Origin of the sequence: Streptomyces xanthophaeus, assembly GCF_030440515.1 — a bacterium.
In the GTDB taxonomy this organism is placed as follows: domain Bacteria; phylum Actinomycetota; class Actinomycetes; order Streptomycetales; family Streptomycetaceae; genus Streptomyces; species Streptomyces kutzneri.
Genome location: NZ_CP076543.1, coordinates 7,531,441 through 7,544,472 on the forward strand (window position 1 = coordinate 7,531,441; position 13,032 = coordinate 7,544,472).

At 73.4% G+C, this 13,032-nt stretch carries 13 protein-coding genes; 9 read left to right on the top strand and 4 right to left on the bottom strand.

What is annotated here, in order from left to right:
- Positions 1-15: 15 nt before the first annotated feature.
- Both KO717_RS33660 and KO717_RS33665 read right to left on the bottom strand, forming a co-directional pair.
- Positions 16-1,353, bottom strand: a complete 1,338-nt coding sequence (locus tag KO717_RS33660; protein ID WP_301373222.1) for a hypothetical protein — start codon at positions 1,351-1,353, stop codon at positions 16-18.
- Positions 1,350-2,273: a LysR family transcriptional regulator gene (locus tag KO717_RS33665; protein ID WP_301373224.1), complete on the bottom strand. Its 924-nt coding sequence runs from the start codon at positions 2,271-2,273 to the stop codon at positions 1,350-1,352. The genes KO717_RS33660 and KO717_RS33665 overlap by 4 nt, the downstream gene beginning before the upstream one ends.
- A gap of 71 nt (positions 2,274-2,344) precedes the next feature.
- Here KO717_RS33665 and KO717_RS33670 point away from each other — a divergent pair, with 71 nt between their 5' ends.
- On the top strand, positions 2,345-3,274 hold the full coding sequence (locus KO717_RS33670; protein ID WP_301373225.1) for an NAD-dependent epimerase/dehydratase family protein: 930 nt from the start codon (positions 2,345-2,347) through the stop codon (positions 3,272-3,274).
- Positions 3,275-3,279: 5 nt separating this feature from the next.
- On the opposite strand, the gene KO717_RS33675 is transcribed toward KO717_RS33670, so the two are convergent.
- Positions 3,280-4,038, bottom strand: coding sequence for a GntR family transcriptional regulator (locus tag KO717_RS33675; RefSeq protein WP_301373227.1), 759 nt, complete (start codon positions 4,036-4,038; stop codon positions 3,280-3,282).
- A gap of 232 nt (positions 4,039-4,270) precedes the next feature.
- Here KO717_RS33675 and KO717_RS33680 point away from each other — a divergent pair, with 232 nt between their 5' ends.
- The 5 genes from KO717_RS33680 to KO717_RS33700 are packed head-to-tail and all read left to right on the top strand — an operon-like array spanning position 4,271 to position 9,008.
- Positions 4,271-5,434 carry an ABC transporter substrate-binding protein gene (locus KO717_RS33680; RefSeq protein ID WP_437184611.1) on the top strand — a complete coding sequence of 388 codons (1,164 nt, stop codon included), beginning with the start codon at positions 4,271-4,273 and terminating at the stop codon, positions 5,432-5,434.
- Positions 5,434-6,324: an ABC transporter permease gene (locus KO717_RS33685; protein WP_301373228.1), complete on the top strand. Its 891-nt coding sequence runs from the start codon at positions 5,434-5,436 to the stop codon at positions 6,322-6,324. Before KO717_RS33680 ends, KO717_RS33685 begins: the two co-directional genes overlap by 1 nt.
- The gene (locus KO717_RS33690; RefSeq protein ID WP_437184667.1) at positions 6,321-7,244 is read left to right on the top strand and encodes an ABC transporter permease; all 924 of its coding nucleotides are present in this window, start codon (positions 6,321-6,323) and stop codon (positions 7,242-7,244) included. Before KO717_RS33685 ends, KO717_RS33690 begins: the two co-directional genes overlap by 4 nt.
- Before the next feature lie 4 nt (positions 7,245-7,248).
- Entirely contained in the window at positions 7,249-8,352 is a 1,104-nt protein-coding gene (locus KO717_RS33695; RefSeq protein WP_301373232.1) for an ABC transporter ATP-binding protein, read from the top strand.
- A complete protein-coding gene (locus KO717_RS33700; RefSeq protein WP_301373234.1) occupies positions 8,349-9,008 on the top strand; it encodes an HAD family hydrolase in 660 nt (219 codons plus the stop codon). The genes KO717_RS33695 and KO717_RS33700 overlap by 4 nt, the downstream gene beginning before the upstream one ends.
- A 9-nt stretch (positions 9,009-9,017) precedes the next feature.
- On the opposite strand, the gene KO717_RS33705 is transcribed toward KO717_RS33700, so the two are convergent.
- Complete coding sequence (locus KO717_RS33705) at positions 9,018-9,527, bottom strand: hypothetical protein (RefSeq protein ID WP_301373235.1); 510 nt, start codon at positions 9,525-9,527, stop codon at positions 9,018-9,020.
- Positions 9,528-9,613: 86 nt separating this feature from the next.
- Here KO717_RS33705 and KO717_RS33710 point away from each other — a divergent pair, with 86 nt between their 5' ends.
- The 3 genes from KO717_RS33710 to KO717_RS33720 all read left to right on the top strand — a co-directional run bounded on the left by KO717_RS33710 (position 9,614) and on the right by KO717_RS33720 (position 12,970).
- Positions 9,614-10,699 (top strand): DUF2330 domain-containing protein, encoded by a 1,086-nt coding sequence (locus KO717_RS33710; RefSeq protein WP_301373237.1) that lies wholly within the window; start codon positions 9,614-9,616, stop codon positions 10,697-10,699.
- 131 nt (positions 10,700-10,830) lie between these two features.
- Positions 10,831-11,418, top strand: a complete 588-nt coding sequence (locus KO717_RS33715; RefSeq protein ID WP_301373238.1) for a hypothetical protein — start codon at positions 10,831-10,833, stop codon at positions 11,416-11,418.
- Between the two features lie 118 nt (positions 11,419-11,536).
- A complete protein-coding gene (locus KO717_RS33720) occupies positions 11,537-12,970 on the top strand; it encodes an amidase (RefSeq protein ID WP_301373240.1) in 1,434 nt (477 codons plus the stop codon).
- Positions 12,971-13,032 lie beyond the last annotated feature (62 nt).

The following is a 13,032-nucleotide window of genomic DNA, read 5'->3' on the forward strand; positions in this document are numbered from 1 at the left end:
CCGGCCGGCGGGCCGTCAGGGCACCAGTTCCAGCATCACGGCGCGCGGCAGTGAGGGGTTGCCCGCCGCCTCCCTCGCCACCCAGTGGTCCTCGTCGGCGAGCAGCCCGGTGATGGCCTCGGGCGGCAGCGCCGGGTGGGCGGCGGCCAGCGGCCGGGCCGTCCGGTCCGCCAGGCAGGCGAGCAGGGCCGGGCCGGTCGCGTGGGGGTGCTCGGCGACCTCCTTGAGCACCTTGCGCACACCCGGTCGGTGCTGCGTCAGGTACTCCAGCAGCGGACCGGACGCGTCCGGGTTGGCGGCCACCGCGGCGAGGACCTGCGCGCCGTGCCGCGCGACCATGGCCCGCAGCAGCTCCTCGGACAGGCCGGGGTGCCGTGCGACGGCCCTGACCACGGACGCGTCCGGATCGACCGCCAGCGCTTCGCGCAAGTGCGGGGGCAGGTCGCGCCGCTGCGCCACGAGCATCCGTACGGCCGCGTGGCGGGAGCAGGCCAGCTCGGCGATTTCGGCCGGCGTGGCGGCGGAGATCCGCGGCAGCGGGTTCCACGCCGCCCGGTCGCCTACGACCAGCTCGGCCAGCAGGTCGAGCGGCACGTGCGGATGCTCCGCGACGGCGCGCCGTACCTCGATCTCCGGATCGGCGGCCAGGACGCGGATCAGCTCCTGGCCGACCCCGGGGTTGCGCGCGTACGCGGCCCGGACCCCGTCGTTCGGGTCGGTGGCCAGTCGGGCGTAGAGCGCCTGTGGCAGATCCGTGCGCTCGGACAGCGCCCATTGCAGGGGAAGTTCGGGGTCCTCGGCCAGGGCGAGGACGGCTTCGAGCGGGGTGGTGGGGTTGAACGCCACCGCGATGCGGACCCGGGGGTCCGGGTGGTGAGCGAGGCGGGCGGTGACGGGTGACTCCGTCCAGCGGGCCACTTCCTCCACCACCTCCACATCCGGGTCGGCGGCGAGCAGGTCCACGACGTCGGGCGGCAGGCCGGGGCAGGAAGCCAGTTTCCAGCGGATCTCGGCGTCCGGGTGCGCCGCGAGGAGGCGGGGCCATTCGGGGTGCCCGCGGCCCTCGTCGATCAGGGCGATGGCCGCGTACGGCCAGGACATGGGATCCACGTCGGCGGCGGTGAGCGTCCCTCTGTAGGCGAGGGGCACGGCGGTGCTCCTCGCGTACGCGGCGAGCGCCAGCACCTGGTCGCGGCGCAGATCGGTGCGGTCGGTCAGATCGTGGAGCAGTTCGTCGGCGTAGTCCCGGTCGGGGCAGGTCCCCGCCTCCTTCAGCGCGCGCGTCAGCAGTCGGTCGACCAGTTCGGGCGGCAGTGCCGGATTGGCTGCCAGTCCGCACAGAAGATGGTTCAAGGGCGCTCTCCGGTCGGTGTGCGGGGCGAGGCGGCGGCCGCGGTCAGGGCGGCGGCGAACGCCTCGGTATGAGGGTGCGGGCGTCGCCGCCGGGGGAGGATCAGCCCGATGTGCCGCGCGGGACGCGGGGGTTCGACGCGGACCGCGGTCGACTCCCCGGTCGTGGTGAGCGAGACGTGCGGGACCAGGGAGACCCCGACCCCGGCCGCGACCAGGGTCTGCGCGAAGAAGTAGTCGGTGGTGGAGGCCGCCACCCGGAGGCCGAAACCGGCGAGCTCCGCGTACCGGCGCAGGAAGGCCTCCGTCCTGAGGCAGCCCAGCACCCAGCGGTCGGAAGCCAGTTCGGCCAGACCCACCGACGACCGGTCCGCGAGACGGTGGCCGGGCGGCAGCACCAGCCACAGCGGATCCTCCATCAGCGGAACCCAGTCGAGCCCCGGGCGCTCACCCGGACGCACGGGCGGCGGCCCGTCGAAGTGGTAGGCCAGCGCGAGATCGGCCGCTCCGCCGCGCACCATTGCCGCCGCGCCCTCCGGCTCGCTCTCCAGCACCGTCAGCTCCACCTCCGGATGCGCCTCCACGAACCGGGGCAGCGCCGCGGGCAGCAGGTGCCGGCCCCCGCTGGTGAAGGTGGCGACGGTGAGGCGCGGACGCTCCGCCGTGAGCCGGTCGATCGCGTGGCGGACCTGGTCCAGCTCGGCGGAGATCGACTCGGCGGCCTCCACCAGCAGCCGGCCGGGCTCGGTGAGGGTGACGCCGCGCGTACTGCGCACCACCACGGGGTGGCCGACCGTGCGCTCCAGCGCCGCGATGTGCTGCGAGACGGCCGACGGGGTCAACATCAGTGCACCGGCGGCCCGGTTGAAGCTGCCGTGCTCGGCCACCGCCCGAAGGACGCGCAGCCGGTGCACATCGATCATCAGTTTTCCTTACGATGCGTTCAGCAGCTGGTCGGTTCCGCGGGGGACGATACAGCGGCACAGTCGAGCGCATGAAGCGAATTCTTGTCATCGGCGGCAGCCGGTACTTCGGAAAGACCCTGGTCAGCCGGGCGCGCGAGGCGGGCGACGAGGTGACCGTGCTCAACCGGGGCTCCGGCGCACCACCGCACGGAGTGGACCGCCTGGTCGCCGACCGCGACGACGAGGAGGCGCTGCGCGCGGCACTGGGCCCCCGCGAATTCGACGTGGTCGTGGACCAGGTCTGCTACACACCGCTCCAGGCCGCAGTCGCCCGGCGGGTGTTCGCCGGGCGGACCGGGCGCTACGTCATGACCTCGACGATGGAGGTCTACGACCCGGCCACGCTCCCCGCCGGCCCCGCCGCTGCCCCTGCCGCCTCCGTCACCGAGGCTTCGCTCGACCCGGCGCGGCTGCCGCTCGCGGGGGCGACGGGCCGTGCGCCCGGGCCCTGGCCCGCGTACGTCTACGCCGAGGGGAAGCGGCAGGCCGAGGCCGTCTTCCTGCGGGACCCCGCCTTCCCGTACGTCAGCGTGCGCGCCGCGCACGTCCTCGGCGGGGGCCCGGCGGAGTTCACCGGGCGGCTCGCGCACTACGTCGGGCGGATCGGCGCCGGAAGCCCCGTCGACGTCCACGAAGCCCCGTACGCCACCTCGTTCATCCATCACCACGAGATGGCCGCATTCCTGCACTGGACGGCGCAGCAGACCTTCACCGGGCCCGTCAACGCGGCCTCGCACGGCGCGCCCGACGTGATCGCGCTCTGCGAGGCGGTCGCGGCACAGATCGGACGCGACCCGCGGTACCGGGTGGTGGGGGAGGGCGCCGCCGCCTCGCCCTTCTCCTTCGACCGTGCCTACGCCATGGACAACGGCCGGGCCTCGGCCCTGGGCTTCGGCTTCGGACGCGTCGCCGACTGGCTGCCCGGGGCGATCGCCGAGGCCCGGCGCGCCGCCGGCTGACACCGTCACTGGTCTCCGACGCGCCGCTCCAAGGGAGTTGCTACCGAAGAGTTGCTCACACTGAAGGTCACGCTGCCTGCCCGGTACCGGTCATCGGACCACTCGATCGGGCGGCCCGTGGCCGTCGCGGAGACATGCCGCTGGCGCAGCAGCGGGCTGCCGCGCCGGATCTCCAGCAGCCGGGCGTCCTCGCTGCCGGCCGGAAGCGCGTCGATGAGGTGCTCGCCGTAGTGGGCGGTGACCCCCGAACCCTCGGCCAGGCTGTCCATGACGGAGCGGCAGTCCACCGGCAGTGCCTCGACGGCCGCCGCGACCCAGTCGGCGTACGCGGTCCGCTCCACCATGGTGGGCTCCCCGTCGAGCAGCCGCAGCCGCAGTACGGCCACGATCTCCGTACCGGGGGCCAGTGCGAGCCGGTCCGACTCCTCGGCCGTGGCGGGCCTGCGGGTGCGGGACAGGAAGCGGCTGGCGGCCCGGTGCCCGAGTCCCTCGGCCCACTGGGCGAAGCTGTTCAGCTCGCCGAAGCTGTGCCGGCGCTCCCGGCGCAGGACGATGCGCCGCGCGCCCTGGCGGGAGCCGATCAGCCCCTCCGCGGCGAGGGTGGCCACCGCCTGGCGGACCGTCCCGCGCGATGCGGACCAGCGCGCGGCCAGGTCGCTCTCCGAGGGCAGGTGCGCCCCCACCGGGAGCTCGCCCGAGAGGATCTCCCGCCGCAGCGCCTCGGCGATCTCCAGGTACCTGGCCGTTCCCGCGCTCGTACTCATGCCCTTCGCCCCCTGATCGCCGTGTGCCGGCGGCGCCGTGCCGCATCACTGTGCACCGGTCTCCCATGATCATTGCAACAGGTTCTGTCACGGCTCCTTCCGGTCATTCTTCTCTCTTCTTCGAGCCGTGCTCCCGGAGACAGGCGCCGTTCACCGTCCGTACAGAGGGCCCGGGCGAACTGGAGCCAACTTGTTCAGACAAGTGAACCCACCTTCGTCTCCGGGAGAGACCGTGCTCAGTTCCTCCGCCCGTCGCGGTGCGGCCGTTCTGCTCAGCGCCGCCGTACTCACCACGCTCAGCGCGTGTGGTGCCGCCCCCGACCAGAAGTCCGGCGGCGCCGACGGCGCCAAGAACGGCGTGCAGCCGGGCGCCGCGACCTCGGTCGCCGACTTCGGCTCCTTGGAGGCCCTCGCCGCCGCCGCGCAGAAGGAGGGCGAGCTCAACGTGATCGCGCTGCCGCCGGACTGGGCGAACTACGGCGAGATCATCAAGGCCTTCGAGGCCAAGTACAAGATCAAGGTGAACAGCGAGAACCCGGACGCCTCCAGCTCCGACGAGATCGCCGCCGTCAAGTCCCGCAAGGGCCAGAAGCGCGCCCCCGACGTCCTGGACCTCGGGATCGCCTTCGCCCGCAGCGGCGCGGCCGAGAACCTCTTCGCCCCGTACAAGGTCACCGCCTGGGACAAGATCCCCGCCGCCCAGAAGGACACGGACGGCCGCTGGACCAACGACTACGGCGGCTACATCTCCATCGGCTGCGACGCCGCCCGCATCCCCACCTGCCCGCAGACCTTCGCCGATCTCCTCAAGCCCGAGTACAAGGGCAAGGTCGCCCTCAACGGCAACCCCACCAAATCCGGCTCGGCCTTCGGCGGCGTCTACGCGGCCGCCCTCGCCAACAAGGGCTCCTTCGCCGACATCCAGCCCGGCATCGACTTCTTCGGCCAGCTGAAGAAGAGCGGGAACTTCATCCCGGTCGAGTCCACGCCGGCCACCGTCGAGAAGGGCGAGACGCCCATCTCCATCGACTGGGACTACTTGAACGCCGGCTACGCCGACCAGTTCAAGGGCAAGGGCGTCGACTGGAAGGTCGCCGTCCCCACCGACGGCGTCTACGCCCAGTACTACTCGCAGGCCATCAACAAGGAGGCCCCGAACCCGGCGGCCGCCCGCCTGTGGCTGGAGTTCCTCTACAGCGCCGAGGGCCAGAACCTCTGGCTGAAGGGCTACGCCCGCCCGGTCCTGCTGCCCGGCATGACCCAGGACGGCACCGCCGACCAGGCCGCCGTCGCCAAGCTCCCGCAGGTCCAGGGCACCCCGGCCTTCCCCGCCTCCGAAGAGCTCGACAAGGCCAAGGCCACCCTCGCCGAGAAGTGGGACAAGGCCCTCTCCTGATGTCCTCCACCACCGACCCCCGCGTCGCCGGCGGCACCCGCCGCCGGCGGCGCGGCCCGCGCACCTGGCTCGCGACCCTCCCGCTGCTCACCTTCACCGGGCTCTGCTTCGGCATCCCGCTCGGCGCCATGGCCTACGGCGCGGTCACCCGCACCGATCCGGCGAGCGGCGCCACCCAGGTGACCGGCGAGCACCTCGCGCGCTCCCTCCAGGGCCCCTACCTCGGCTCCCTCATCGGCAGCGTCCAGCTCTCCGCCCTCACCGCACTCGTCGGCGGCGTCCTGGGCGTCGTGATCGCCCAGGCCGTGGTCACCTCCCGCTCCGCGGGCCTGCGCAGCGCCGCGCTGACCGCCTCCGGGGTGCTCGCCAACTTCGGCGGCGTACCCCTCGCGTTCGCCTTCATCGCCACCGTCGGGATCTCCGGCGTCGTCACCCAGCTCGCCGACCTCACCGAGCTCGGCTGGAACCTGTACTCCTTCACCGGCCTCACGGTGGTCTACCTGTACTTCCTGATCCCGCTGATGGTGCTGGTGATCGCCCCGGCGCTGGACGGACTGCGCCCGCAATGGCGCGAAGCCGCCCAGAGCAGCGGGGCCACCGGATGGCAGTTCTGGCGCCATGTCGGCCTGCCCGTGCTCGCCCCCTCCCTCCTCGGCGGGTTCGTGCTGCTCTTCGGGACCGCCTTCGCCGCCCACGCCACGGCCGCGGCCCTTGTCGGCGGCTCCGTCCCCCTGGTCACGCTCAAGATCGCGGACGCGCTGTCCGGGAACGTGCTCACCGGCCAGGAGAACGTGGCGCTCGCCCTCGGCCTCGACATGATCCTGATCGCCGGCCTGGTCATGGCGGTCTACCTGCCCCTCCAGCGACGGAGCGCCCGATGGCTGCGATGACCCCGACCACCCGGTACCCCGACAGCGCCCGGGACACGGAAGCGCCGGAGGCCGGAGCCCCCGTACGGACCCCGGCCCGCCGGCCCCGCCCCAGGATCTGGCGCGGAGCCGTCCTCGCCCTCGCCGGCGCCTACTTCCTCGCCCCGCTCGTCGCCTCGTTCGTGTTCACCGTGCACGTGCCGGGCCAGGGCGTCACCTTCGAGGCGTACACCGAGCTGCTCTCCGCCGACGGCTTCACCGAGAGCCTGCTGCTCTCCCTCGGCCTCGCCGCCGCGACCATCGCCCTGTCGCTGCTGCTCGCCGTACCCGCGCTGGTGGCCGTACGCATCGGCTCCCCGCGACTGCGCCCGGTCGTCGAGGTCATGTGCATGCTGCCGCTGGTGGTGCCGCCGATCGCGCTGGTCACCGGAATCACCACCGTGCTGCGCTGGGGACCGGAACACCTGTCACGGACCCCGCTGTACCAGACCTTCATCGCCGTCCAGAACGAGAAGTTCCCCGTCGTCCTGGTCCTCGCCTACACGGTCCTGGCGCTCCCCTTCGTCTACCGCTCGCTCGACGCGGGCCTGCGCGCCGTCGACGTACCGACCCTGGTCGAGGCGGCCCGCAGCTGCGGCGCGAGCTGGCCGTACGTCGTCCTGCGCGTGCTGCTGCCGAACCTGCGGGCCTCGCTCGCCGGCGCCGCCTTCCTCACCCTGGCCCTGGTGCTCGGCGAGTTCACCATCGCCTCCCTCCTCGGGTTCCAGCCCTTCGCCGTGTGGATCGTCTCGATCTCCGGAGCGCAGGCCCGGATGTCGGTGGCCGTCTCCATCCTCAGCCTCCTGATCACCTGGCTGCTGCTGATCGCCCTCTCCCGCGCCGGGACCACCCCCTCCACGGCCGCGGCCGCACCCGCCACCACCTCCCGCAAGGAGTCCTGAGCCCATGTCCACCACGCCCACCACCCTTCCCGCGGCCAGGAAGCCGGCCGATCCCGACCGGCCCGCGGGCGCGCGCGTCGAATTCCGCGGCCTGCGCAGGGCGTTCGGGTCCACCGTCGCCCTCGACGGGCTCGACCTCACCGTCGAACCCGGTGAACTCCTCGCCCTGCTCGGCCCGTCCGGCTGCGGGAAGACCACCGCCCTGCGCGTCGTCGCCGGTTTCGAACAGCCCGACTCCGGCGAGGTCCTCGTCGACGGACAGGACATCACCCGGGTCCCGGCCAACCGCCGCGACGCCGGCATGGTCTTCCAGTCCTACAGCCTCTTTCCGAACCTGAGCGCCCGCGACAACGTGGCCTTCGGCCTGCGGGTACGCAAGGTCGGCGCGGCCGAGCGCCGCGAACGCGCCGCCGAACTCCTCGACCTGGTCGGCCTGCCCGACCACGGCGACCGCTACCCGCACCAGATGTCCGGCGGCCAGCAGCAGCGCGTCGCACTCGCCCGCGCCCTCGCCCTGCGCCCGCGCGTACTCCTGCTCGACGAGCCGCTCTCCGCACTCGACGCCAAGGTACGGGCGAACCTGCGCGAGGAGATCCGGCGCCTGCAGCTCTCCCTCGGCATCACCACCGTCTTCGTCACCCACGACCAGGAGGAAGCCCTGTCGATGGCCGACCGGGTCGCCGTCCTGAACGCCGGGAAGCTGGAACAGTGCGCCGCCCCGGCCGAGCTGTACGACCGCCCGGCCACCCCCTTCGTCGCCGAGTTCGTCGGCACCATGAACCGGCTGCCCGGACGCCTCGCCGGATCCGGCCTCGTCGAGGTGGCCGGAGCGCGCCTGCCCGTCGACGGCCCGGTCCCCACCACGCCGCGGGTACAGGTCCTCGTCCGCCCCGAGAACGTCACCGTCACCGCCGAAGCCGAGGGCACGGCCACCGTGGTCTCCGCCTCCTTCTTCGGCTCCGTGACCCGGCTCCACCTGGAACTGCCGGGCGGGGTGACCGTCAAGGCCGACCTGCCCTCGCGGGACGCCGGAGCCCTGGTGCCGGGAGCGCGGGCCGCCGTGGGACTGGCGCAGCGGCCCGTGCTCGTCGTGGCCGGCTCCGCGTGAGCGCCCTCGCCGCGGTCCTGTTCGACATGGACGGCACCCTCGTCGACACCGAGGTGCTGTGGTGGCGCACCACCGAGGAGATAGCGGGCGGCCTCGGCCACCGGCTCACCGACGCGGACGCGCCGGACGTCGTCGGGCGCGCGGTCGAGGACACCGCCGCCCACCTCGTACGGGTCTCGGGAGGGGGAGACCCGTCCGAGGTGGCGGCGGCGCTCACCGAGAGCTTCTTCCGCGGGGTGGAGGCCGGGGCGCCGATGCGGCCCGGCGCCCAGCGGCTGCTGACCGCCCTGGAGGCGGAGGGCGTGCCCTTCGCCCTCGTCAGCGCGTCACCGAGGGTCGTCGTCGACTCGGTGGTCGGGGGCTCCCTGGCCCATGTCCCCTTCGCCTTCACCCTGTCCGCCGACGACACCGCCCGCACGAAACCGCACCCGGACCCGTACCAGGAGGCCGCCGGGCGCCTCGGCCTCGCACCGACGGCCTGCGTCGCGGTGGAGGACTCGCCGGACGGCGCCGCCTCCGCGGAGGCAGCCGGCTGCGCGGTCCTGGTGGTCCCGTCCCTGCTGGCGGTCCCGGCGTCACCGCCGCGGACCTTCGCCGAGTCCCTGGAGGACGTCACCGTGGCCCGGCTGCGGCGCTGTCTGACGGCGGCCGGCTGACACCCGCACTCAGGCCGGCAGGCCGAGGATGTCCAGGATGCCCTCCGCGTAGGCGGCGGTCCCCGAGCCCGGGTCGGCGGCGATCTCACGGCGGAAGCCGTCCACACCCGTACGGATGAAGGCGGCGCACTGCCCGTGCAGTCCGGCCTCGTGGGTGCCGCCGTCGTCCACCGTGCACAGCAGGGCGAGCAGGGTCCACAGCAGGGCTTCGCGGGTCGCCCGCCGGGGCGGGTACGCGGCCCACACGGCCATCAGGACACCGCACACCGCCGGGGCGGGCGGCTTCAGGTGCTCCGCGAAGAAGACATGCCCCTCCAGCGCGTGGAACGCGGAGGGATGCCCCTCGGCGGCATCCCGCACCGCGTCCACCAGATGGCCCGCCGAACGGCCGCAGCCGCACTCGATGGACTCCCAGTCGTGCCGCGCGATCTCCACCACCACGGCATCCGGAACCAGCGGGCTGCGCAGCACCGCGGACCGGCGCAGCAGAGCCTGCTGCCGCTTCTCGCTCCCCGTCATGGGGCACAGTATGAGGCCAGGTCGCAGCGGTCGGCGAGGGGGGTCGGAACCGGATCTGCGGGGCCTTCGTCACAGACCCCGTGAGGATGAAACGAAGAATTCCGGCCCTGCTGTCCGCCCTGCTCATGACCCAGCTGGGCGCACTGGTCAACCCCGCCTACGCGTGCGGGTGCGGGGCCATGATTCCCGACGGCCAGTCCCGGATCGGCGTCGACCGGGAGACCTCCGTCGTGCGCTTCGACGGCCGCACGGAGCAGATCGTCATGCGGTTCACCGTCGGCGGGGACGCCCACCGTGCCGCCTGGATCATGCCGGTACCGAGCCGGGCCACGGTGGAGCTCGGCGACGGCGCGATGTTCGACGAACTGGGCCGGCTCACCCGGCCCGAGCACAAGACCCGCGGCTACTTCTGGCCGCGCAACCACGACTGGCCCTTCTCCTCGGGCATGGGGGACAGCGCCGGAGCCCCGGCGCCCGGCGCAGCCGCGCCACCCGTCGGCGTCGTCGGCCGTGAGCAGCTCGGTGACTTCGACGTCGCACGGCTCACCGCCACGGACCCGGACGCCCTGAGGAACTGGCTGGAGAGCAACGGATTCAAGCTCCCCGACCGCCTCGCCACCGAGGTCAAGCCGTACGTGGACCAGCACTGGGAGTACGTGGCGGTACGGCTCGCCCCGCGCGCGGGGGACAAGCCGCTGCGCGGCGACCTGGACCCGCTGAGGATCCGCTTCGACAGCGACCGGCTGGTCTACCCGATGCGGCTCTCCCGGATGGCGAAGACACCGCAGTCCCTCGGCCTGTACGTCCTCGCCGACCACCGCATGGAGCCCGCCTCCCCGATCGGCGGCTCCGCACCCGAGGTGACCTTCGCGGGGACCGTCCACCCCGAGACCGGCCCGCTCGCCGAACTGGCGGGCGCCGAGCCCGTCTTCCTCACCGCCATCGACCAGCGGTTCCCCGTGCCGAGCCGCATCGACGCCGACCACGAACTGCGCGCCACCGCCAAGGACACCCCGTACCGCAGGGCGATCTACCACGACGAACTCCTCACGGTGGGCGGCGTCCCGCTCTGGCTCCTGACGCTGGCGGCCGCCGTGGCGGCACTCACCGCCTCTGCCGTCGCCGTGCTCCGCTTCCGCGGCCGCCGCCCGCGCCCGGCCACGGCGTCCTGACCGACCCCGGACGACGTCACCCGCATCCGTCCGGCACGACCGGTCGTGCCGGACGGATGAGGCGGGTACTCACGCCGGCCTGAGTACCGGCCCCGATATGCCGCGCGACCCGTCCCCCTACGCTTCGGACCATGCCTTCCGTACGGTCCTTCTCCCCGGCAGCGCCCCCGCGCCCGCCCCGCCGCCCGCGTTCTCGTCCTGTCTTCGCGGCGCTGGCGCTCGGGGGTGTCTTGTGCTGTCTCCTCACCGGCTGGGGTGCGTACCGCTTGTGGAACGGCGCACCGTACCCCGAGGTCGATCCCCATGTCGTCGCCACACGGCTCGGCGCGGAGGCCGAGCGCGTCGAGAACGATCTGGCCCTGCCCGCCGGGCACCGCTTGCTGCCCGGCCGGATGGAAACGGGAGCCTGTTACTACCGGGGACTGCGTTCCCTCGCCCACATCGACGAGAGCCGCCCGGACGTCCGGACCTTCAGCCTCGAAAAGGAGACGACCGGCATCCCGGAGGACACCGCCCGGACCGCTCAGGAGCGCCTCCGCTCCCGGCTCTCGCAGGAGGGCTGGAAGCTCATCAGCCAGAACCTCTCCACCACGGGCTTCCGGTTCGAGAACCGGGACACCGGCGACCAGGTCCATGTGGACTGGTACAAGCACACCGGGACGCTCGTCTTCCGTGTCCACGCGCCCTGCGGGAAGATCCCCGACGGCTACCCCCTGTAGGTGCGCCGCCCGGCACGCCTGATCCGTCCGTTCGCCACCGCCACCTCTGCCGGGGTTGACGCGCGAGCGCCGGGACACCAGCCTTGCACCGGAGTTACCGAGAGGTAAGGGGAAAAGGGTGTCCGTGGCAGAAGACGGCGTACGACGGCACGAACAGGACCGGGACGACGCGGAGCTGATGTTCCAGGGGGTCGCACGCCAGGCCGAGCTGGTGCGCACCGGCAAGACCACCTCACGCGCCCTCGTCGAGGCCGCGCTGCGCCGCATCGCCCGGACCGATGCCGTCCTCGGAGCCTTCCGGGTCGTCCTCGCCGAGCAGGCCCTCGCCGAGGCCGACGCCCGTGACGCGACGGAGCCGACCGGTCCGCTCCACGGCGTGCCCATCGCCGTCAAGGACGAACTGGACGTCGCGGGCCAGGTCACCACCTTCGGCGGATCCGCCAACCGGACCCCCGTCACCGCCGATTCCGAAGCGGTACGCCGCCTGCGCGCCGCCGGAGCCGTCGTCATCGGCAAGACGACGATGCCCGAGTTCGGCCAGTGGCCCTTCACCGAATCCGCCGCCCACGGTCACACCCGCAACCCCTGGGACACCACCCGCACCCCCGGCGGCTCCAGTGGCGGCAGCGCCGCCGCCGTAGCGGCCGGACTGGTCGGGGCCGCCCTCGGCGGCGACGGCGGCGGATCCATCCGCATCCCGGCCGCCTGCTGCGGCCTGTTCGGCCTCAAACCCCAGCGCGGCCGGGTCTCCACCGCCCCGAACCCGCACCTCTGGTACGCCCTCGGCACCGTCGGGCCGCTGACCCGCAGCGTGGGCGATGCCGCGCTGCTCTACGACGTGCTCGCCGGCACCACCCCCACCGACCGCTGGAGCGCCCGCCCCGCGACCACCAGCTGGGTGCAGGCCCTGGAGACCCCGCCCGGCCGGCTGCGCATCGGCTATTCCGTCAAGCCGGCCGTGCCCGGGGTGCGCCCGCATCCGGAACACGTCGGGGCCGTCCTGGAGTCCGTACGGGCGCTGCGCGAACTGGGCCACGACGTACGGGAGGTCGACCCCCGCTACCCCGACGCGACAGCCCCGTTCGCCGCGCAGTTCTGCGGTGGGGTGCGGGCGGAGGCCGACGCCGTCGAGCGCCCCGACCTGCTGGAACGGCGCACCCGACAGACCCTCGCGCTCGCCCGGCTGGTCCCCGAGTCGGCCGTGGAGCGCGGGATCCGGGCGGGGGAGCGGCTGGCGGAGCGCGCCGACCGCATGTTCACCACCATGGACCTGCTGCTGACCCCGGTCGTCGCCGAGCGCCCGCGCCGGGTGGGCGCGCTGGACGGTGCCGGGCTGCTGACGGCGCTGGCGCGCTCGCGCCCGATGGTCGCCTACACCGCACTGTGGAACGTCACGGGACACCCGGCGGCCTCCGTCCCGGCGGGCCTCGGCGAGGACGGACTGCCGCTCGCCGTCCAACTCGTCGGCCGCCGGGACGACGAGGTGACCCTCCTGAGGGTCGCGGCGCAACTGGAGGAGGTCCGGCCGTGGGCGCAGCGACGCCCGGCCTAGGCCGGGCGTCCTTCCCCGTGCCCCTGGCGGGCCTGGGGAAGAGCCGAACCGGCCCGGAACGG

Excerpts from the sequence above, each read along its gene's own strand:
- KO717_RS33695 (WP_301373232.1), top strand. The coding sequence starts at position 7,249 with ATGTCCACCACGCCCACCACCCTTCCCGCGGCCAGGAAGCCGGCCGAT.
- KO717_RS33690 (WP_437184667.1), top strand. The coding sequence starts at position 6,321 with ATGACCCCGACCACCCGGTACCCCGACAGCGCCCGGGACACGGAAGCG.
- KO717_RS33715 (WP_301373238.1), top strand. The coding sequence starts at position 10,831 with ATGCCTTCCGTACGGTCCTTCTCCCCGGCAGCGCCCCCGCGCCCGCCC.
- KO717_RS33705 (WP_301373235.1), bottom strand. The coding sequence starts at position 9,527 with ATGACGGGGAGCGAGAAGCGGCAGCAGGCTCTGCTGCGCCGGTCCGCG.
- KO717_RS33670 (WP_301373225.1), top strand. The coding sequence starts at position 2,345 with ATGAAGCGAATTCTTGTCATCGGCGGCAGCCGGTACTTCGGAAAGACC.
- KO717_RS33665 (WP_301373224.1), bottom strand. The coding sequence starts at position 2,273 with ATGATCGATGTGCACCGGCTGCGCGTCCTTCGGGCGGTGGCCGAGCAC.
- KO717_RS33710 (WP_301373237.1), top strand. The coding sequence starts at position 9,614 with ATGAAACGAAGAATTCCGGCCCTGCTGTCCGCCCTGCTCATGACCCAG.
- KO717_RS33685 (WP_301373228.1), top strand. The coding sequence starts at position 5,434 with ATGTCCTCCACCACCGACCCCCGCGTCGCCGGCGGCACCCGCCGCCGG.
- KO717_RS33675 (WP_301373227.1), bottom strand. The coding sequence starts at position 4,038 with ATGAGTACGAGCGCGGGAACGGCCAGGTACCTGGAGATCGCCGAGGCG.